Annotated in this window: 20 protein-coding genes; 6 read left to right on the top strand and 14 right to left on the bottom strand. The window is 50.0% G+C overall.

Features of this window, described 5'->3' with window-relative positions; translation table 11 throughout:
• The first annotated feature begins 67 nt into the window (after positions 1 to 67).
• The 3 genes from ribB to BMZ51_RS03405 all read left to right on the top strand — a co-directional run bounded on the left by ribB (position 68) and on the right by BMZ51_RS03405 (position 2,870).
• Complete coding sequence (gene ribB / locus BMZ51_RS03415) at positions 68 to 1,387, top strand: 3,4-dihydroxy-2-butanone-4-phosphate synthase (RefSeq protein ID WP_068006369.1); 1,320 nt, start codon at positions 68 to 70, stop codon at positions 1,385 to 1,387.
• A 40-nt stretch (positions 1,388 to 1,427) separates the two neighbouring features.
• Complete coding sequence (locus BMZ51_RS03410; protein WP_068006035.1) at positions 1,428 to 1,976, top strand: hypothetical protein; 549 nt, start codon at positions 1,428 to 1,430, stop codon at positions 1,974 to 1,976.
• Positions 1,977 to 2,132: 156 nt separating this feature from the next.
• Positions 2,133 to 2,870 carry a class I SAM-dependent methyltransferase gene (locus BMZ51_RS03405; protein WP_068006036.1) on the top strand — a complete coding sequence of 246 codons (738 nt, stop codon included), beginning with the start codon at positions 2,133 to 2,135 and terminating at the stop codon, positions 2,868 to 2,870.
• A 99-nt stretch (positions 2,871 to 2,969) separates the two neighbouring features.
• On the opposite strand, the gene BMZ51_RS03400 is transcribed toward BMZ51_RS03405, so the two are convergent.
• The 12 genes from BMZ51_RS03400 to BMZ51_RS03345 all read right to left on the bottom strand — a co-directional run bounded on the left by BMZ51_RS03400 (position 2,970) and on the right by BMZ51_RS03345 (position 14,744).
• On the bottom strand, positions 2,970 to 3,260 hold the full coding sequence (locus BMZ51_RS03400) for a DUF1330 domain-containing protein (RefSeq protein ID WP_068006038.1): 291 nt from the start codon (positions 3,258 to 3,260) through the stop codon (positions 2,970 to 2,972).
• A gap of 538 nt (positions 3,261 to 3,798) precedes the next feature.
• Positions 3,799 to 5,064 (bottom strand): class I SAM-dependent RNA methyltransferase, encoded by a 1,266-nt coding sequence (locus tag BMZ51_RS03390; RefSeq protein ID WP_068006040.1) that lies wholly within the window; start codon positions 5,062 to 5,064, stop codon positions 3,799 to 3,801.
• Positions 5,065 to 5,146: 82 nt separating this feature from the next.
• Positions 5,147 to 5,881 (bottom strand): TlyA family RNA methyltransferase, encoded by a 735-nt coding sequence (locus BMZ51_RS03385; protein WP_068006042.1) that lies wholly within the window; start codon positions 5,879 to 5,881, stop codon positions 5,147 to 5,149.
• A 42-nt stretch (positions 5,882 to 5,923) separates the two neighbouring features.
• On the bottom strand, positions 5,924 to 6,070 hold the full coding sequence (locus tag BMZ51_RS24025) for a hypothetical protein (RefSeq protein ID WP_162551813.1): 147 nt from the start codon (positions 6,068 to 6,070) through the stop codon (positions 5,924 to 5,926).
• 50 nt (positions 6,071 to 6,120) lie between these two features.
• Entirely contained in the window at positions 6,121 to 6,723 is a 603-nt protein-coding gene (locus BMZ51_RS03380) for an SCO family protein (RefSeq protein ID WP_068006043.1), read from the bottom strand.
• Positions 6,724 to 6,752: 29 nt separating this feature from the next.
• Positions 6,753 to 7,226 carry a copper chaperone PCu(A)C gene (locus BMZ51_RS03375; protein ID WP_208979235.1) on the bottom strand — a complete coding sequence of 158 codons (474 nt, stop codon included), beginning with the start codon at positions 7,224 to 7,226 and terminating at the stop codon, positions 6,753 to 6,755.
• A gap of 85 nt (positions 7,227 to 7,311) precedes the next feature.
• Positions 7,312 to 7,725 carry a hypothetical protein gene (locus BMZ51_RS03370; RefSeq protein WP_068006047.1) on the bottom strand — a complete coding sequence of 138 codons (414 nt, stop codon included), beginning with the start codon at positions 7,723 to 7,725 and terminating at the stop codon, positions 7,312 to 7,314.
• Positions 7,726 to 7,763: 38 nt separating this feature from the next.
• On the bottom strand, positions 7,764 to 9,149 hold the full coding sequence (locus tag BMZ51_RS03365) for an MFS transporter (protein WP_068006371.1): 1,386 nt from the start codon (positions 9,147 to 9,149) through the stop codon (positions 7,764 to 7,766).
• Positions 9,150 to 9,277: 128 nt separating this feature from the next.
• Positions 9,278 to 11,179, bottom strand: coding sequence for a 1-deoxy-D-xylulose-5-phosphate synthase (gene dxs, locus BMZ51_RS03360; RefSeq protein WP_068006048.1), 1,902 nt, complete (start codon positions 11,177 to 11,179; stop codon positions 9,278 to 9,280).
• 765 nt (positions 11,180 to 11,944) lie between these two features.
• Complete coding sequence (locus BMZ51_RS03355) at positions 11,945 to 12,196, bottom strand: exodeoxyribonuclease VII small subunit (RefSeq protein WP_208979234.1); 252 nt, start codon at positions 12,194 to 12,196, stop codon at positions 11,945 to 11,947.
• A 38-nt stretch (positions 12,197 to 12,234) separates the two neighbouring features.
• Entirely contained in the window at positions 12,235 to 13,155 is a 921-nt protein-coding gene (locus tag BMZ51_RS03350; RefSeq protein ID WP_068006376.1) for a histone deacetylase family protein, read from the bottom strand.
• A gap of 599 nt (positions 13,156 to 13,754) precedes the next feature.
• On the bottom strand, positions 13,755 to 14,744 hold the full coding sequence (locus tag BMZ51_RS03345; RefSeq protein ID WP_068006050.1) for an L-threonylcarbamoyladenylate synthase: 990 nt from the start codon (positions 14,742 to 14,744) through the stop codon (positions 13,755 to 13,757).
• A 163-nt stretch (positions 14,745 to 14,907) separates the two neighbouring features.
• On the opposite strand from BMZ51_RS03345, the gene BMZ51_RS03340 reads away from it, so the two are divergent.
• The 3 genes from BMZ51_RS03340 to BMZ51_RS03330 all read left to right on the top strand — a co-directional run bounded on the left by BMZ51_RS03340 (position 14,908) and on the right by BMZ51_RS03330 (position 18,439).
• Entirely contained in the window at positions 14,908 to 16,686 is a 1,779-nt protein-coding gene (locus BMZ51_RS03340; protein ID WP_068006051.1) for an acyl-CoA dehydrogenase, read from the top strand.
• 94 nt (positions 16,687 to 16,780) lie between these two features.
• Entirely contained in the window at positions 16,781 to 17,518 is a 738-nt protein-coding gene (locus BMZ51_RS03335) for a crotonase/enoyl-CoA hydratase family protein (protein WP_068006052.1), read from the top strand.
• Between the two features lie 54 nt (positions 17,519 to 17,572).
• Positions 17,573 to 18,439 carry an SDR family oxidoreductase gene (locus tag BMZ51_RS03330; RefSeq protein WP_068006053.1) on the top strand — a complete coding sequence of 289 codons (867 nt, stop codon included), beginning with the start codon at positions 17,573 to 17,575 and terminating at the stop codon, positions 18,437 to 18,439.
• An 83-nt stretch (positions 18,440 to 18,522) separates the two neighbouring features.
• On the opposite strand, the gene BMZ51_RS03325 is transcribed toward BMZ51_RS03330, so the two are convergent.
• Complete coding sequence (locus BMZ51_RS03325; protein ID WP_068006378.1) at positions 18,523 to 19,500, bottom strand: DnaJ C-terminal domain-containing protein; 978 nt, start codon at positions 19,498 to 19,500, stop codon at positions 18,523 to 18,525.
• A gap of 171 nt (positions 19,501 to 19,671) precedes the next feature.
• Positions 19,672 to 20,154, bottom strand: coding sequence for an RT0821/Lpp0805 family surface protein (locus BMZ51_RS03320; RefSeq protein ID WP_074881756.1), 483 nt, complete (start codon positions 20,152 to 20,154; stop codon positions 19,672 to 19,674).
• Positions 20,155 to 20,198: the final 44 nt, after the last annotated feature.

Raw genomic sequence — 20,198 nt, 5'->3', positions numbered from 1 at the left:
CTTGATTTTTTATAATAAAAGGTTGATTTCAGTGATACTGAAATTCTATGGCAAAGGGGATAAAGCTATGCGCTTGACCGAATGGTTGGAAAAAACTGGAGAAAGTAGAAGTGCTTTTGCACGTCGCGCTTGTTTGTCTCCTGCATCTGTAACCGCTTTATGTAACGATCCAAGCGCATGGATCTCTCGAGAAATGGCCCAAAAGATCGCAGTTGCGACGGACCATCAGGTGACGCCAAACGATTTTCTCGGACTAAAAGAAAACAAGGAGTACGTCGTGTCTCAATCGAGAGTGGCTGAAGCCCTTCGCGCCTTCGAAAAAGGCGAAATGGTTGTCGTAACTGATGATGATGATCGCGAAAATGAAGGTGATCTCATTGTTGCGGCCAGCCTGATTACGCCGGAGCAAATGGGGTTCATCGTCCGCCATACCTCCGGTATTGTTTGTGCTCCTATGACACCCAAAGAAGCAAAGCGCTTACATCTGGATCCTATGGTTGGCTCGAACGATGCACCGTTGGCTACAGCGTTCACCGTCTCGGTTGACTACGCGCCAGGCTTGACGACTGGCATCTCTGCTGAGCAGCGCTGTGCAACGGTACGCGGCCTTGCAAATCCAAATGCTAGTTCTGGTGACTTTGTTCGCCCGGGGCATGTCTTCCCGCTTGTGGCGAAAGAAGGGGGCGTTCTTATGCGCTCTGGCCATACCGAAGCTGCGGTCGATCTGTGTAAGCTCACAGGCCTGCCTGAGGTCGGCGTCATTAGTGAGTTGGTGAACGATGATGGCACTGTCAAACAAGGCGAACAGGTAGAAGAGTTTGCACGTGAACATAATCTGAAGAAGGTTTCTGTTGCAGATCTGATTGCTTGGCGTCAGCGCCACGAAAACCTTGTTAAGCGCACTGATGAGTTTGATGTTGATACACCGGCGGGGAAAGCGCGGGCGATTGTATACTCCACGCCGTTTGACAATATTGGTCACTTGGCGTTGGTTTATGGTGACATTCGTGATGGCCAAAACATTCCTGTACGGCTTCATCTTGAAAATGTGTTGGATGCGGTGACCGGGCAAGTTAAGCCTATCGAAAAGACCTTGGAAGACTTTGCTAAGAGGGGGCGTGGTATCTTCGTGTACCTGCGTGAAGGTGCAGTCGGTGTTGCCAGTAAACCTCATCGTCAACGCGATAACCTTGAAGCAGCCGAAGATGAGCAGCATGTCTCAGCTCAGGGCCGCTCGGAAGATTGGCGTGAAGTTGGCTTGGGTGCACAAATTCTGAAGGATCTTGGTGCAAACTCGATCCGGGTGATTGCTTCACGCGCACGCCATTACGTTGGTCTTGAGGGTTTTGGCCTTAAAGTAGAAGCAACAGAATCGCTGGCAGACTAAGAAACAGGGCTCCCGGCACAACAAAGAAAGTGCCGGGAGCATGTCCCAATTCAGTCTTGATCCGTGGCCGGAGAGCCATGATGAACCAGAGCCGTTTACCCTGGGCTACAAGAAGGGAACGGCAGAACCGGTTGTCCTTGGTAGTTTTTTGCTGGCTGCAGCTTTGCTTGGAACCGGCATCGTAAGTGGTATGTTGCTCCCTGTTCTCGCATCCTTGCCAGTTTTTTTCAGCGTGTATTGGCAGTATCCGTTTATTGATAAACGTCCGCAAATGGGCGCAAATAAAACCGGCCTCTATTTGGAGCGTCTGGGAGTTATACGATGGTCAGCGATCAAAGGCCTGTCGATCCAAACAACGGCTGTCAGGTCAATGGAATTTCGCCAGCTTTGTATTCAATTGAAAGGGCCGATTGAGGAGTGTTTGCATCATTCTGACCAAAAGTCATTGCTAAGAGCTGCCATGCGAAAGAACTGGCGGTTAAATAATGGTAAGTCAAATGCACCAGTAATTGAATTAGATTTAAATCTACTTGCATGTGATCCAGAGATCCTGTTGCAAAGGACTAGGCAATTTTATCAATCTGCATGATGCATATCTGCAACACTAATCTATAAACACTCGTTAAGTAACTTAAGTAGGTCATAAATCTTCGTTTAGCCGCAAATACAGCTATCCTGTTACATGGCGTTAATACTCTTAACCTAGTTTTTATTAGGAAGGGTAGGAGCTGGAAGGCAGATCATCATGCAGCTGAACCGCACAAACATCGAAAACTCCGCATCAAGCTTTACAAGCCTTGATAAAGACTGGGGTGCTGATGATGATTACCTCTTCAACTTTGCCTGCCAGCCAGATGGAAGCGTGCTACAGATTGCGTGCGGCACCGGTGCCCTTTCGGAAGCGCTCTCGCAAGAGAAGGTAAGTGTTGTTGGTCTTGATCGTAATCCAAAGAAAATCGCTCAGGCCGTTAAGCGCACAAACGATGTGAAGTGGGTGAAAGCCGATGCGCGGATGGTGCGCCTCTCTCAAAAGTTTGACCGCATCATTATCACAGGAAATGCGTTTCAGGCCTTCGCAACCAATACCGATCAGATCCTTGTTCTTCAAACCATCGCCTCTCACCTGAAGCCAAACGGTAAGTTTGCATTTGGTATGGAAAACCCGAAAGCGTGTCCGTGGGAAAAGTGGGGGCAAAAAGGTAAACCGCTTAGAGTGCGCTCTGTAGAGGGTCAGGACGTTTCACTGTGGCAAGATACTGCCGGGCCTGACAAGAACGGTCTGGTGTTTATGCAAACCCACTACAAAAGCGGGGGAAGGCATATCTCAAAGAGCAATATGCGCCGCTTCGTTCACAGAGATCACATCCGCGACTTGTTAGAGGCTGTAGGGTTGCAGGCAACCATGTCCTATGGCGATTGGGCGACAATGAGCCAAAATGATACTGCGCCCTATATCATCGTTAGTGGTGGGCTGAGTGCGTAAATAAGTACGCTCAAGCGCTTTTCTCCATGACGATGACAAAGAGTTTGCCGGTGCTCGTATCTGGTGCAGAGCATTCCAGTCAGCCTTACATTTTCAAAGTTACACCCCGTCGATGATCGTCAGGCTACACTCCGCAGCTTTATGCCTGATTGCAGCCACAGGCGCGTATTCCGGGCTATTGAGAAACGCTCTAGCCTTCTCAATATCGGGAAATTCAACAATAACAAGCCGGTGCGGTGTCCATAGATCGTTTTCTACGATATCCATCTCGCCGCCACGTGCCCGGTAGATGCCACCGTAGTGCTCAGCAATCGGACGAGCCTGTAACTTATAATCTTCATAGGAAACTGGATCGATTATTTTCGTGTCGACAACAATGTAGGCTGGCATAATGTGCTCCTGCTTTTGGGAAGGAGACTTTAACTGAGTCGTCCAGGTGATGGAAATACGATAAAGCTATGCGGCACTACGCTTATTTATCTTTTGAAGAGGGCGGGGTTTTACCCTGTTGTTTCTTGAAATAGCGTGGGCGGGTCCTGCGAATAATTTTGCTAAACCGCCCACTGGTGCGGACCTCGACCCAGTGCAGGGCACGATTTAGAAAGCTGAAATTCTTCCGGTGACGCCTGATGAATTTCGCAAAACTGCGGCTGCTGGCAATGAGTAAAACGATCCCGAGAGCCAGCAGTGGTATTCCCGTTGGAATGGGCGTCCAGACCGTTAGAACGCCTAGTAAAATGCATAGTACCGCTGCAAAAACTGAAAGCCCTTTGAGCAAAGGTTCGCCTGCCTGATCGTTTTGAACACGAGACAAGCATAGTGACCGGCTGTGAAGCTTGTGTAACGCAGTCGCACATGCGGCGTGTATTAAGTAGATATGAGAGTGTGGCGGCAAATCAGCGTTTCTTTGCCGCCAGCTTGTAGGGTGTTAGGAAACCCGTTCCAGCAATGCGACCACCTCAACATGAGGGGAGTAGAGGAATTGATCAATCGGGACCACGCGTTTGATTTTGTAGCCACCATCTACCAGTACGCGTAAATCACGAGCAAAGCTGGCCGGGCTACATGACACGGCGACAATCTTCTTCACCGGTGATTTAGCAAGCTCTTGAGCCTGAGCAAGGGCACCTGCGCGTGGAGGATCAAACACCACTCCGTCATATCCCTTGCCAAAGTTGTCCAGCTCTTTGGCAACGATCGGGCGTCGGAACAAATCGCGACGCTCACTCGTCACTTTCTTAAGCCCCTGAGCCTGTCGAAGGCCTTGCATAAGCGACTTCAAGGAAGAAGCTTCGCTTTCAACTGCATGCACATTTGATTTCTGCGCAATTTTGAAACTCAGTGTTCCTGCACCGCTGAACAAATCCGCAACGCGTTTACACCCAGAAAGCCCTTCTTCAAGTAACTTCCCCATGGCCTGTTCAGCGCTCAGTGCTGCCTGAATGAAGCCACCGGCCGGAATAGGGATAGAAACGCCGCTCATAACCAGTAAGGGAGCGCGGATCTCGATAATAGTCTCACCATCAACAGTCAGGCGTGCCAGATTATTGGCGACCGCAGCTTGAGACAAATCGAAATAACGTTTTTCTTTGTTCTTGCCCATTCCGGTGATCGCCACATCTAACCCGCTCTGCGTGGTCGTCACTGTGAACTTCAATTCACCTTTGTGGGACAGAATTTCACCGGCCAGCTTACGAAGTCCGGGAACGGCTTTCAGAATCTCAGGTGCAATTACAGGACATTCTTCAATGTCGACAAGCATGTTGGATTTGGCGGTATGGTAGCCGAACAGAACCTTGTGGCCTGCTTTTACAGCTGCAAATACAGCCCGGCGACGGCTCCCCTTATCGCACAGCACAACATCATCAACCGGAACGTCGAGGGCACGTGCAGCAAGCGCATCAATGACGTGCTGACGTTTGAATTCCTTGTAAGAAGCCTCGCCCATATGTTGCAAAGAGCATCCACCGCAAGCGCCATAGTGCTTGCAAACAGGGGCAATACGCTGTTCGCTTGGCTCAATGACTTCTTTCAGCTCTGCTCGTTGACCTTGCACTTTGGCGCTAACGAGTTCGCCCTCAAGTGTAAAGGGAACAAAGATCTGACCGGTTTCGGTTTCAGCAACGCCATCGCCTTTGTGGGCAAGGCGGGAAATGCGGAGAGTTTCTATAGTGGCTTCAGGCTTCTTAGACATGGCACTGCGTTTACAGCCCCCCGCCAAGACATGCAATCCGTTTATCAGTTAGACTGAAGACATCCGTGGAATTGCCTGTGTTTTAGCACCTGTGCTTTTGGCAAACCATGAGATATTCCGCATTGCCGTCTCCGCCTTTGATCGGCGAAGATGTAAAGCCAACAACAGACCAGTGCGGTTGCTCGTTCATCCAATCCTGAAGGTCCTGCGCGATATATTCTGCAACTTCAGGAGCAACAAGCCCGCCTCTGCCGATACGATCACGGCCCGCTTCAAACTGTGGCTTCACCAAAAAGACACCCAGTGCACCGTCTTCTGCAAGGTCCAGAGCTGGGGGAAGGGCCAGTTTGAGGGAAATGAAACTCACATCAGACACAAGAAATTGTGGTGCTTGACCTTCCAGGTGGTCAAGCGTGAGCGCTCGTGCGTTTAAGCCATCCTTGCGGATAACGCGCGGATCCTCAGAAATCCGCTCCGCAAGCTGGTCATGCCCAACATCAATTGCATGAACAACCTTTGCATGATGCTCCAGCAAAACCTGGGTGAACCCCCCGGTCGACGCGCCAATATCCAAACAGACTTTATCAGCTGGAGAGAGCTTGAACTCCTCCAAAGCCTTGAGAAGTTTAAGAGCAGCCCTTGAAACGTACTGTGCAGCAGGGTCGTTGATAGTGACGCAGTGCCCCTCTAAAACCTTCTGCGAAGGCTTTTTTGCTGGAGCGTTATCAATGAAAACTGTATTGCGCAGAACTGCATCACGCGCACGGGCGCGCGTTTCAAAATAGCCATGTTCAACGAGGAACTGATCAAGCCGCATAGATCACCTGAGCCTAGGGATGTTTAGTCAAGTTGAGGGGGCTTAGAGCCCGAAACAACCAGCCAGTGCGTTTAACAGCTTGTCAGAGAAAAGCAAATTGCCATAGCGTATCCAAAGGGCAGTACAGGCAGCGATCAGCAGTGTAAGCAGAACAGCTGTACCAGCATATAAAACTGCGTGATCTTTCATATGTCTATCCAAAAAAGGGTGCCTGAATTTTCAGACACCCTAAACTTAACTTAGCTACCAAGCAACTTTTTGATCTTAGGCATGGCTGTATCCTCAGGCTCTTGATAGCCGATGGTGCCCACAAAATTTAGATCACCGTTGAGCATGTAAACTGCTGCGGTGTGATCCATGGTGTAGTCACCATCGTCCAAAGGTACTTTTCTTGCATAAACGCGATAGTCTTTGACGACCTTCTTGACCTGGTCGACAGAGCCGGTCAGCGGAACGACACGGCTATCAAAAGCAGCCACATAATCTGCAATGGTATCTGGTGTGTCGCGCTCAGGATCAACGCTGACGAAGACGAAATTCAGATCATCGGCTTGTGGGCCCAGGTTTTCAATCCAACCCTGCATGTCTGACAGCGTTGTTGGGCACACATCAGGACAGTACGTGAAGCCAAAGAACATCAAGGTTGGTTTGCCATTTAGGTTCTTGTCGGTAAAGACTTGCCCCTTGCCATCCACGAGTTCAAAAGGGCCACCGATCTGTACAGTAGCCGCCTGTGGGATATCATCGCCAGTCAGCTTCATCACTGTGGCAGCTGATACTGCAGCAACAAGCAGTGCTACAGCTGCCCACGCTCCATATCGAATTGTTTTCGCAACGTTCATCTTATTCTACCCGTACACACTACAATTGGTTAGTGGTGCATCTTGCCAGATTTTGCACCGATCTTCATGATAGGGAAAGTCACTTCAACCGGGCCTGCTTTCTCGAACTGAAGTGTGACCTTGAGTTCCTCACCCATTTTGAAGGGTTGGTTGATCCCCATAAACATCACGTGATAGCTGCCCGGTTTCAGCTCAAGAGTTTCGCCTGCTGGAATAACAACACCATCATCCAGCTTACGCATTTTCATGACGCCGTCATTTACGCTCATTTCGTGAATTTCTGTGCGCTTTGCATGGTCAGAAATTGCAGCAACAAGATGCGCATCTTCATTGCCATTGTTGGTGATGGAAACGAAAGCGCCACCACTTTTAGCATTGGGTGGGGTTGCCCGGGTCCAGCTGTCTTTGATGGTCAGGTTGCCATGTTCAACGCTGTCTGCAAAAGCGGAGGAACCAGCGAAGGCAACGAGAGCTGCTGCAACAAGAAGAGCACGTGTTTTCATAATTAACATCCAAATAATTGCTCCAACCTGCAAAAGTGCGCAGGGGAGTACTGTCGAACTAGGTTAAGTCGGTGTTGTTGAGAACCTAGGAGACAGGGGGAGCACGGATGTGGAAATTATGACCCCGAAGGTTTCTTGCGTTTCCAAGAGTAATATCAAGGGAAAGAGAGCCTGCAACGACAAGGGAAGGGCTCTTCCAAGTCTCAGGTTCGAACGAAAAGTAGCTCGCCTGTTTGGATGTGTGCGGGCACATGAATGAGCAATCACATCCCACACCGAGCGGATTTTCGGAGTGAGTCGAACCTTCAACCTTCGCAATATGTGAACTTCCTGAGGGAGTACATAATTCGCCAAGGCTTGCAACAGCTGGGTCTACAGCTGCACCGGAAAGGCTCAAGGCAAGCAACAGTACTCGCGCCAGCATCGCAATGCTGGCAAGCAAAACAAGCGGATGCCGCTCGCTTCTGAGTACTTGTAATGTGTTACTCGGCTTGACCATCCGTTTTTCTTAGTAGCTTCCTATGACTGTGTCTACACTCAGTCCGATTGAGATCTGGAATTATCCTGAGTCTCATCGACTATAGACTGGTCATCGTCGTCATCATTGCGATTTGGCAAATCACCAACTTCTTCTGACGCCATCCCTTCAACTGGCTCATAGGCAGGAAATTCCTCGGGCGGAATAACGTAGGGATGCTCAATATCGAGTGGATCCGGGGTTAGGACGGCACCCATGTTTGAAGTTGCGCCGTATTCGAAGTCGGTCTTTTCCAGATCCTCATCAGCTGGACTGATGAACAGGCGGCTTATCACAAAGAGGGTTAGTGCAACCTCCACGAGGGCAACCCAGACAAAGAGGCCATTTGGTCCAATGATGAACATGAGGCCAGCGGCAATGGTCGGCCCGATCATCGAGCCGATGCCGTTCGACATCAAAACACCAGAAGAGGTTTCAACATAATCTTCAGGCTCCACATAGTCGAAGGCGTGTGCAGCCACAATTGCATAGGTTGGCTGACTGGCCATTCCAAGCACAATGAAGACGCAGAACGTGGTCCAGAAACTACTGCCTTCAAGCGAGAATAGCAGCATGGCAGCAATCGCAGCGCAAAGACCAAGCAGGAGAATAATGAAGCGGCGATCCACCCGGTCAGATAAGCGTCCGACCGGCCATTGTGTAACCGCACCGCCCAAAACGATCGCCGCTGCAAAATAGGCAGCTTCGTTGATGCTGAAACCGACCTGAGCGGCGTAAAGTGGGGCCAATGCCCACATGGAACTGTTTGCTAAACCAATCAGCAAACAGCCGATCAGAGCGACAGCCGAAGTTTGATAAAGTCTGACCGGCCTGAACCGAACAAGCGTAATGGGAGCAGGCTGTGCAGCGTGGGTCAGAACAACTGGAACAACTGCTACGCTGACAAAAATAGAAGCGATAGCGAAGGGGACGAATGTTGTAATTTCAAAACCGGTCACCATCAGCTGCCCGCTCATCGTCGCAGCCAGATAGCAGATGATATAGAGCGACATGACGGTGCCGCGATTATCATTGGTCGCACGGTCGTTCAGCCAGCTCTCAACGGTCAGATTAATGCCCGCAAAGCAAAGTCCGGTAATCGCCCTGAATAGCGCCCAGGCAATTGGATCGATCATGATGGGGTGGAGCAGCGCTGCAGCTGACATCAGCGATACCAGTGCCGCAAACGCACGAATATGGCCAGCGCGCAAAATCAGATAAGGGCCAAATAGGCAACCAAACACAAAGCCAATGTAAAAGCTGGAGGAGATAAGGCCGATCTGGAGATTGCCGAAACCAGCTAGGTCTGCTCTGAGTGGTATGAGCGTCGAAGAAAGGCCGTGTCCTGCAAGAATCAGGACTGTAGACAGCATTAAGGACGCAAAAGTTGCAAACAGCAGGATCATGAGCGTACCAGCCAACACTATAAAACTGGCTTTACACTACATGTCATATTCAAAAATAAAACTAGAGAAGCAGCAAAAGCTGCCCCTCACTTAATCATTTGCTGAGTTATGAACACAAATGCAACGCTCTAAACAAGCCTTAACGGCAAATCCTTTGCTTTGCCAATGGCTTCGAAGACACGAAGGACAATTCCATCAGCATCCAGTTTTGCATCTTTGTACATAAGCTCTGGCTTGGAATGATCCTGAAAAACGTCCGGCAAGATCATGCTGCGGATCTTAAGCGAGCCGTCTAGCAATCCATTGTCTGAAAGGAACTGGAGGACCTGGCTTCCAAAGCCGCCTATGGAACCCTCTTCAATTGTAATGAGGACGTCGTGCTCTTTTGCCAGACGGCCAATCATGTCCGTATCCAAAGGCTTTGCAAAACGTGCATCAGCAACGGTGGTTGAAAGACCAGCAGCATCAAGCGTGTCAGCTGCACGCAAAGCTTCGCTCAAACGCCCGCCAAAAGAGAGCAGGGCAACTTTGGTACCTTCTTTAACAATACGTCCCTTGCCGATTTCCAGCGGAACACCTTGCTCAGGAAGGTCAATGCCAATTCCCTCACCGCGTGGGTAACGGAAGGCAATTGGACCTTCGTCATAAGCTGCGGCAGTTGAAACCATATGAACGAGTTCAGCTTCATCGCCCGGAGACATAACGACCATGCCAGGCAGACAAGATAGGAACGCTGTGTCGAAGGCGCCTGCGTGGGTTGCGCCATCAGCACCAACCAAGCCAGCGCGATCAATTGGAAAGCGCACAGGCAGCTTCTGGATCGCAACATCATGCACGACCTGATCATATCCGCGCTGAAGAAACGTGGAGTAAATCGCACAAAACGGCTTGAAACCTTCAGAGGCTAAGCCAGCTGCAAAAGTTACAGCATGTTGTTCTGCAATACCCACGTCAAACATGCGGGTCGGGTGCACCTTTTCAAACACATCAAGCCCGGTACCATCTGGCATCGCAGCGGTAATCCCGACGATTTTTTTGTCCTTGTTTGCTTCTGCAATCAAGGCATTGGCAAACACGCGCGTATAGGCCGGAGCGTTTGGTTTTGGTTTGGACTGCTTGCCGGTAACAACATCAAACTTGGCAACAGCGTGATACTTGTTGCTTGCGTTTTCAGCAGGCAAATACCCCTTACCCTTTTGTGTTACCACATGAACAAGGATTGGGCCTTCCTTTGCATCGCGCACGTTTTTTAACACAGGTAGCAGATGGTCAAGGTTATGACCGTCAACTGGCCCCACATAATAAAAGCCGAGCTCTTCAAACAAGGTTCCACCGGTAAAGAAGCTGCGAGCAAACTCCTCAGCTTGCGCTGCTTTCTCCTGCAATGGCTTTGGTAGTGCACTTGCAACTTGTTTGGCTGCTTCGCGTAAACCCTTATAGGTTTTGCCGGAAACAAGACGTGCAAGGCTCGCTGATAGGGCGCCAACGGGTGGTGCGATCGACATGTCATTGTCGTTAAGAATAACGATCAAGCGTGAGTTCAATGCACCTGCATTATTCATGGCCTCGTAAGCCATGCCTGCAGACATTGCGCCATCGCCGATAACAGCAATCACATTGTTGTCGCCGCCAGCAAGGTCACGCGCAACTGCCATGCCAAGGCCAGCGGAAATAGAGGTGGAGGAGTGTCCTGCACCAAATGGGTCATATTCACTTTCAGTGCGTTTGGTGAAGCCACTCAGGCCATCACCCTGACGCAAGGTGCGAATGCGATCTTTACGCTCTGTCAGGATTTTATGTGGATAGCACTGGTGCCCCACATCCCAGATCAGGCGGTCTTTGGGAGTGTCAAAGACATGGTGAAGCGCAACGGTGAGCTCAACGACACCCAGACCGGCCCCTAAGTGCCCCCCGGTGACAGAAACAGCATCAACCATCTCCTCTCGCAATTCTTCGGCGACTTGTCGAAGGCGGTCTTCGGGGACCTTTTTGAGATCAGATGGGTTATGAATTTGATCTAGCAGGGACATTTGGGTTTTCTTGGGTCTTATGACTATTTGATAGCTCAATACGGATTGATCCGACCATCGCACTCAGCACTAAAAAGGCCTCCACTACAGTCTACCGTAATTGAACACGATTATAGCAAGGCCGCTCTCTGTGCAATTGCTTGTCGTCAAATATTGATCGTTTATGCTGGGTCCTTTTGTAGGAACCACCACAAAATCCCAATATAAAGTGCAAGTGTGTGCGAATTATTTTCATTTGCTAGTATAAAGTGCAGTCTTTTCACCCCATGGGGTGATGCAATCTGCGACGAAACGTCCTATGTCATGTGGGTGGTCGATGGGGCCACGTGCACAGTGATCGACTTGGGGCTGCGGTTTTCGCGGCCCCCTTTTTTTGTCGGCATAATATTCTTGAGAAAATTGTCAATATTTATCTCGAATAACTAGAATACAATATCGATTATGCGATATTTTCTATGCTTTATACCTAGTTATATTACGTGAAATATCTCAGATAGAACTGCTGTGTGCCTAAAGCTTGAAGCTATTTTCAAAAGAGGAGGCATGTTGCGCACCATTATTTACCAGTGATCTTATTTAGCTGGGTAAATAATAGAGAGTAATTTAAATTGTACCTTTCAACACGCGCAGATACTTCTGTGGTTTCAAAATAAACAAAAACCCCACTCAAAGTGGGGTCTGTTGAAAAAAAGATCATACAGGTTCAATGGAAATTTCCCGGTGTCTTTGCAAAGACAGGGTCAAAGTTCCAGAAAGCGTTGCTGTCTATTCGTCCAGCGCTTCGGTCGCAACAGCACGGCCAGCAGAATTCATCTGGATTTTTTCCACTTTCTCTTCTGCAGCTTTAAGCAGCTTATCGCACTTTTCGCGCAATGCTTCTCCGCGTGCATAAAGTTCGATGCTCTTCTCAAGCGGAACATTTCCCTGCTCCAGGTTGCGTACAATGGTTTCCAGCTCAGCCAATGCTTGCTCAAAGGATAGGTTTTCAATGGAACCAGCTGCTTCTTCTGTCACCAATATGTCCTCTGTTCAGATGGAAGTGGGAGCACTTCGATTTAGTAATCCATTAATGTCATTACATGAGCTGCAGCCGATCGCGCAAGGCCTTCCAGATCATACCCACCTTCTAATAGGGAAACGACCCGGCCTTCACAGCGCTCGTCGGCAATTTCGATGAGCTTGCGGGTCGCCCATGCAAAATCCATCTCGGTCAGGCGCAAACCGCCAATAGGGTCACGCTCATGCGCATCAAACCCAGCAGAGATGATGATAAGATCAGGGGAGAAGTCGCGGATACGTGGCAAAATCGCGTATTCCATTGCTTCACGGAACTGGGTTCCATCATCACCAGCTGTCAGAGGAGCATTTACAATGTTGTTGTGCTCACCTGTTTCATTCATGGCACCAGTGCCAGGAAACAGCGGCATCTGGTGGGTCGACGTATACATCACCGTTGGGTCGTTCCAGAAAATTTCCTGGGTTCCGTTACCGTGGTGAACGTCAAAATCCATAATTGCCACGCGCTCCATTCCATAAACATCTTGAGCGTAGCGGGCTGCAATAGCGGCGTTGTTAAACAAGCAGAATCCAGATGTGACAGACGTTTCTGCATGGTGCCCAGGAGGCCTGCACGCTGCAAAGGCATTGGAAACACGTTTGCTCATCACTTCGTCGACACAGCGCGTAGAGCCGCCAACTGCCCGCATGGCCGCTTCCCAGCTGCCAGGAGACAAGTTTGTATCTGGGGCAAAATCAATCACCCCTTCCTCAGGGTTCATGTTGTGTATGGAGTTGATGTAATCGGAGCTGTGGACCCTGGCGATATCCTGAAAGGTTCCAAATGGTGCAATATCCCGATCCAACATGAAGAAACGCTCGTTCTCAAGCATGCGGTCAATCGCACGCAAACGATCTGGCCGTTCAGGGTGACCGAGCGGTGTAAGGTGATTTAAAAAAGCCTGATGGTGCAGCAGCAATGTACTCAAGATATTGAACCCGTATAAAATGAAATCAGGTTTATAATCGACAACCAACACGAATTGCGAAGGTGCCTGAACCCGCTCTGGCGAGAAACGGGTCCCATTAGGTATACCACTCCACAATGCTGGGTGTTCTGTCAATTGTATAGCCGACGAGTTTAACTTGGCAATTGGGATGAGGTGGAGGAGATCTGAGGAGTTTATGCCTTAACGGAATAACTCCTTGTTGTAGGGAAACGCGCAAGAAAAATCCGGAGTGCGTGCATAACACGCAGCCCCGGATAAAGGTGCGAGCAAACTATGTTGCTCGTGGGGGAGGTCCGCTACATCTCGAAGAAGTTCATGAATGTAATATTGGATGAATTCTTGAAAATTGCACGTCACTTATGCGCCAATACCTTCAATTTATACTGGCGAGAATAGGAGATATTTTATACCTATTCTTGATGTGTTGCATAAATGCAAGAATCACCACAATAAACCCAAAGTATTCAGGGGGAGTTATCCTGTGACTTCAACGGTTTGTAGGGAGTCGTATTCAAAGAAAAACGAAGAATTGCGCAAAGCGGTACCTTATTGCAATGCGCTTCCTTCCCCTATTCGCGCGGGGCTGCTGCACGGGCCAGCCGGTCATTGATTGCTTCCCCTAATCCATGATGAGGGATCGGCATGACTGCGATTTTTCTATTTCTCCCAAGGTCTGCCAACCGCAGGGCCGTAAACAAGCGGGCGGCTGCTTCGGTAAGGTCCATTGAGTCGCTAAGAGACACCAGCCTAGCTGCTTTATCTGCGCCTTTTGGCAGGTCAGTGCCAAACGTGATCAGTGCTTCAGATTCGGTCACATAGTCTGCGTTGAGGCGGATATGCGAGTTCGGTGCGTAATGGGAAGTCAGCATTCCCGGCGCCATCGGTGCGCTGTCATCGGTTCCTGCACGTGCGAGTGGCTCACCCAGAACCGCTTCAATGTCCTCACGTGCAAGTCCGCCTGGTCGAAGCAGCGTTGGTCGTTCACTCACAAGCGATACAATGGTTGATTCAACGCCAACAGGCGTCGCTCCGGAATCGATGACGTAAGACAAGTGATCTTTAAGATCGTTGATAACATCAGTCGCGGTCGTACCGCTGATCCGGCCCGACAAGTTGGCTGAGGGTGCGGCAAGAGGCAGTCCGGTGCGCTTGCACAAGGCACGCATGACAGCAGAGCGTGGAACCCGTAAGGCAATTGTTTCCAGGCCGGCGACCGCCAGGTCTGAGACTGGACTTGTCGGCAGTTTCGGCAATACAAGCGTCAGCGGTCCGGGCCAGAATTCTGTGGCAAGTTTAAGCGCGCGATCATCAAAAAAAGCGTGTGTTTGTGCAGCTTCCAGGCTGTCTATATGCGAAATCAACGGATTGAAACTCGGTCGCCCCTTGGCCTCATAAATACCAGCGCAGGCTTTCCCGTTCGTGGCATCAGCAGCAAGCCCATATACCGTTTCGGTAGGTATGGCCACGAGTTTCCCATCGCTCAGCGCATCGCAAATATCTTGGAAAATTTGCATCTCTTCCAGCTGTGGATCAGAGGGGCTCAAGCGCCAGAGTTTCATGCCTTTTCTTTCTTACTAAGACGAATGTAGGGGGTTACCTGCCTTTAAGGGATGCTTGACGTATAGGTTAATCGCACTACTGTCCCAAACAGGAAAATTTCTGTAGCGGCGTTTTGATGGGCAAATGCCAATTCGTCAAGTCGCTAGAGAGGAGGAAGACAAAATGTATCGCGCACCAATAAGTGAAATCACCTTCACACTAAAAGAAGTGGCAGGTCTGGGACAGCTACAGGCACAGCCTGGACAGGAAGAGCTTTCTGAGGATCTGATCGAAGCCATTTTGAATGAAGCGGCCAAGTTCGCTGAAGAAGAGATCGCGCCTCTCAATAAGGTTGGAGATGAAAATCCAGCGCAATTGATCGATGGAAGCGTTAAAACGTCACCTGGCTGGAAAGAGACATACACGCGTTGGCGCGAAGGCGGTTGGAATGCACTGACAGGTGATCCCGAATATGGTGGGCAGGGCCTGCCGAACATGTTGCACGTCGCTGTTTTTGAAATGTGGAACGCAGGGAACATGGCGTTTACGCTATGCCCGACATTGACCACAGGCGCTGTCGAAGCCATTGAAAAACACGGTTCGCCAGAACTCAAAGCCAAGTACCTTGAAAAGCTCACCAGCGGCGAGTGGACAGGTACAATGAACCTGACAGAGCCGCAGGCCGGTTCTGACCTTAATGCCCTGCGCGCAAAAGCTGTGCCTGTGGGGGATGGCTCCTACAAAATCTCTGGGCAAAAAATCTTCATCACCTATGGTGATCACGATATGACAGAGAACCTGGTTCATCTGGTGCTGGCACGCTTGCCAGATGCACCTGCTGGAACACGCGGGATTTCACTGTTCGCCGTGCCAAAATACTTTGTAAATGACGATGGCAGCCTTGGTGAGAAGAATGACGTCACCGTTGCAGGTGTCGAACATAAGCTTGGTATCCACGGCTCTCCAACTTGTACGATGTCCTTTGGTGACAATGGCGGCGCGATTGGCTGGCTCATTGGAGAAGAAAACAAAGGCCTCGCGTGCATGTTCACGATGATGAACAATGCTCGCCTTGCTGTTGGTGTTCAAGGACTGGGTGTTGCTGAGCGAGCCTTCCAGCAAGCGCTGGCTTATTCTTTAGACCGCAAACAAGGCCGGGGTATCGGGTCCAAGACTGACGGAATGGATCCAATTGCGGTTCACCCTGATATCAAGCGTACCCTGCTTTCCATGAAGTCTCAGACACAGGTTGCACGTGCTATCTGTTATGCCTGTGCTCATGCATTGGATATGGCCAAAGCAGTACCAGATGCTGAGCAGAAGAAGTTCTGGGCAGAGCGTGCAGGCTTGCTGACACCAATTGCAAAAGCACTCTCCACTGATATTGGCGTGGATGTTGCCTCCCTTGGCATTCAGGTGCACGGGGGCATGGGCTTCATTGAAGAGACAGGTGCAGCTCAGCACCTTCGTGATGCACGTATTGCTCCAATTTATGAAGGAACCAATGGTGTTCAGTCGATCGATCTGGTGATGCGTAAGCTTCCGATGTCCGGCGGTGACCAGATTCGCAGCTTGATCAGCGAAATCAAACAGATTGCAGCAAGCGTGAACGCTGACAATGTGGGCGAACTAGGTGATCTTGGCATTAAGCTGGATGCAGCAGTGGCAGACCTGGAGACTGCAACAGAATGGGTTTTGGCAGCCCAGGCCGACGGAAAGATCGCAGACGTCCTTGCAGGAGCCACGCCGTACCTTCGCTTGGCAGGGATTACTTTGGGTGCCGGCTTGCTGGCAAAGGGCGCTCTGGCCTCTAAGAACGCGCCAGAAGCACACAAGAAGCCACGTTATCTGATGGTACGCAGCTTTGCAGAAACGGTTCTGGGCGAAAGTGCTCCTTTGAAGGATGACGTGACCCGTGCGTCAGAAGCAATTCTTGCATTTGATGCAGCTGAGCTTGCCTAAGCCACAGGTCGGCAGATCAGCTCATGTGAGAGTTAGATGAATTTATTGAAAACAGGGGCAATTATGCCTCGCTCGATCACCTTGGGAGGGACATATGATCAGTATTGAACGGGACGGTGCAGTCCAGATCATTCGCATGGATCGCATTGAAAAGAAAAATGCACTGACACAAGCCATGTACATGGATATGGCGGAAGCATTGAAAAGCGAAGACGAAAGCATTCGCTGTCATGTCATGCTGGGGCGCCCAGGCGCTTTCACCGCAGGTAACGATATTGCAGACTTCCTCAAGGCGGCGATGTCAGGTGATGGCCTCGAAGCTGGCGGTGTTGGCAAGTTCCTTGGTGCCCTTCACCAACCGTCCAAACCAGTGATTGCTGGTGTAGATGGCCCAGCTGTTGGTGTCGGTACAACAATGTTGCTTCACTTTGAAATGGTTTTTGCAACAGAAAATGCGCTCTTCAAGACGCCTTTCACCGACCTTGGTATCATCCCAGAAGCTGGTTCCACACTCCTCGGGCCTGAAATTATGGGGTACCACAAGGCATTTGAACTGTTTGCGCTGGGCGAAAGCTTCACTGCTGAAATGGCAAAGGAAGCAGGCTTTGTAAACCACATCGTAGCACCAGCAGAGCTCGAAGAGCGGGTGATTGCGATGGCGCAAAAAGTTGCCGCAAAGCCACAAAATGCTCTGCGTATTTCCAGAGAACTGATGCGTGGAAAGCGCGAAGTGATCGAAAAGCGTATATTCGAAGAAATGGGTTATTTCGGGGAACTGCTTAAGTCTGATGAAGCGCGCGAAGCCTTCACGAAGTTTATGAGCAAAGCTTAATTGGTCCAGTGCGGAGTAACGCTCCGCACAGCATCCACACAAAGTGGGGGGAATATGAGTAGTCTTAAGGGTAAAACGCTTTTCATCACAGGCGCATCTCGTGGAATTGGTCTTGCGATCGGCAAACGAGCAGCGAAGGATGGAGCAAACATTGTTATTGCTGCAAAAACAGCAGAGCCGCATCCGAGGCTGGAAGGCACGATCTACACAGCTGCCAAGGAAATTGAGGAAGCTGGTGGTCAAGCATTGCCGCTCGTTGTGGATGTCCGCGATGAAGAGAGCGTGAGCAATGCCATGAAGGCCGCCGCAGAAAAATTCGGCGGAATTGATACTCTCGTCAATAATGCAAGTGCAATCAACCTGACATCAGTTCAACAGACTGAAATGAAGCGGTTTGATCTGATGCACCAGATTAATACACGCGGCACATTGCTTTGTTCAAAGCTGGCAATTCCTTATCTGCGACAATCTGAGAACCCACATATTCTGATGCTGTCCCCGCCATTGGATATGCAGGAAAAGTGGTTCAAAAACCATACACCGTATTCAATTGCCAAATACGGTATGAGCCTTGTTGTGTTGGGGCTGGCTGGAGAGCTTCGTCCGAAGAAGATTGGCGTTAATGCGCTTTGGCCGCGTACGACAATTGCAACTGCTGCCGTTCAGAACCTGCTTGGCGGCGATACAATGGTACAGGCAAGCCGTACACCAGACATTTTGGCAGATGCCGCTCACCTGATTTTCTCAAAGCCAGCAGCAGAAACCACAGGCAACTTCTTCATTGATGATACGCTGCTTTCTGAAAACGGTATGAACGATTTTGACAAATACCGTGTGAATCCGAAGAGCAATCTGCAAGAGGATTTCTTCGTTCCAGATGACAGCGTTGCGCCAGCCAGCCTGGAAGCAATCGAAGCGTAAAGCTTTGTCGTGAAGACATTATGCCCGCTTTAAACGGGGCAAAGAAAAAGGCGGGGAAACCCGCCTTTACTATGTGTTGTTGATTAACCGAACTCTGGGCCTCTAGCCGTATATGGCTTGACCTCTTTCCAGGCTCTCATCAGGTTTTCCAGCTCTTCATCGGGTTGCTCAGGCAGTGCAATCTCAAGACCGACAAGTAAGTCGCCATGCCCTCCTTCTTTCTTCGGCAGGCCCTTGCCTTTAAGACGCATGGTTTTCCCACTGCTGGTGTTGGCAGGAATTGTCAGGTTTACCGCACCGCTTAGGGTAGGAATGCGAACTTTTCCACCAAGCACAGCTTCATAAAGGGAGAGCGGAACATCCACCCGCACATCAGCACCATCGACCTTAAACAGCTTATGGGTTGAGATACGAACCTCAACCAGTGCATCTCCAGCCTGTCCACTCCTTGCAGCAGCAAACCCTTGCCCCTTCAAGCGAATCTTGTCTCCGCTCTGAGTGCCAGCCGGAATTTTGACGTTTACGGTCTTACCACTTGGCAGTTTAACCTGAACCTTGCCAAGGTTGGTCAGGTCCTCAAGTGTTACGCGGGCAATAAGATTGGCGTCTGCGCCCTTATTGGGACCAGCGTGGAACTGAGACTCACCACCAGCACTGCGGCGTTTGCCGCCGCCGAAGCCGCCAAGAATATCATTTAAAATGTCGTCAAAGCCACCAGCATCCTGAGGCCCGCCGCCTTGACCGCCACCGAAGCCCTGTTCAAAGCCAAAACCGCCACGTCGACCAGAGTTACGAAAGCCTGAGAAACCCTCTCCGCCTGGGGCGCCATAAAACTTGGGTTTACCTTCTGCGTCTATCTCGCCGCGATCAAATTGCGCGCGCTTGTCGGAATCGCCCAAAATCTCATAGGCTTGGTTCGCTTCGGAAAAGCGCTCCTTGGCCTTCGGATCATCTGCATTCTGGTCTGGATGAAACTTCTTCGCCAGTTTGCGGAACGCTTTCTTGATCTCGGCCTCGCTGGCATTTTTGCTAACACCAAGAACAGAATATGGGTCTCTCATTGTCATCCATCAAATAGAAATTAGGGCAGGTTACAACTCCCCTTTACATAACGGGGCAATTGATCGGGCGCAAGCAGCCGTAATCGAACTTAGCTAATCTAAGGTGAGTATTTCAGCACTTTTAATGTGCTGGGTAATATCATGTTTTGTAGAACTTAAACGTTTGGGGAGTTATTCAACCGTTGTTGTATCATCTTGGAACGGTGCAAGCTGGACAATTGTCATTTTCTGATTGATATCCGGACAGCTGCGACCATGGTAAGCTCTCACGCCGCCAATGGTATTTGCACTGGTAACAAAATCAGTACACCCTGGAATGCTGCCAGTTTTGTCTACGGACATCAAAGAGGTAATCGTTCCGCTGTTGCCGCTCACAGGGTTGGTCCAGGCCATCGGCGCGAAGCGATGCTGATCTCCCACATTAAGGGCTTCTTCGATAGTTTGCGTAATAACGGTACGATCAGTTCGATGAATTTCGCTGTCCGCGACTTTTTGCTTGGTATCAACTGTCTCGGTCAGGTTGAGAGGTTCTTGATAGTCACTGTTATTCACGGATATGGACATTTGTGTGCAGGCAGGAAGCGTCAGCAAGAATGCGGTCGAGAGAAAACACGACTGGCGCAAAAGGGTTAACTTGCTATACAAAACTGCCATATTACCACTAGAACCTCAGGTTGAATCCGTTATTCCAACGAATT

The organism is Pseudovibrio axinellae (genome assembly GCF_900110875.1).
GTDB lineage: Bacteria > Pseudomonadota > Alphaproteobacteria > Rhizobiales > Stappiaceae > Pseudovibrio > Pseudovibrio axinellae.
This window is presented reverse-complemented; position numbering and strand designations above follow the sequence as displayed.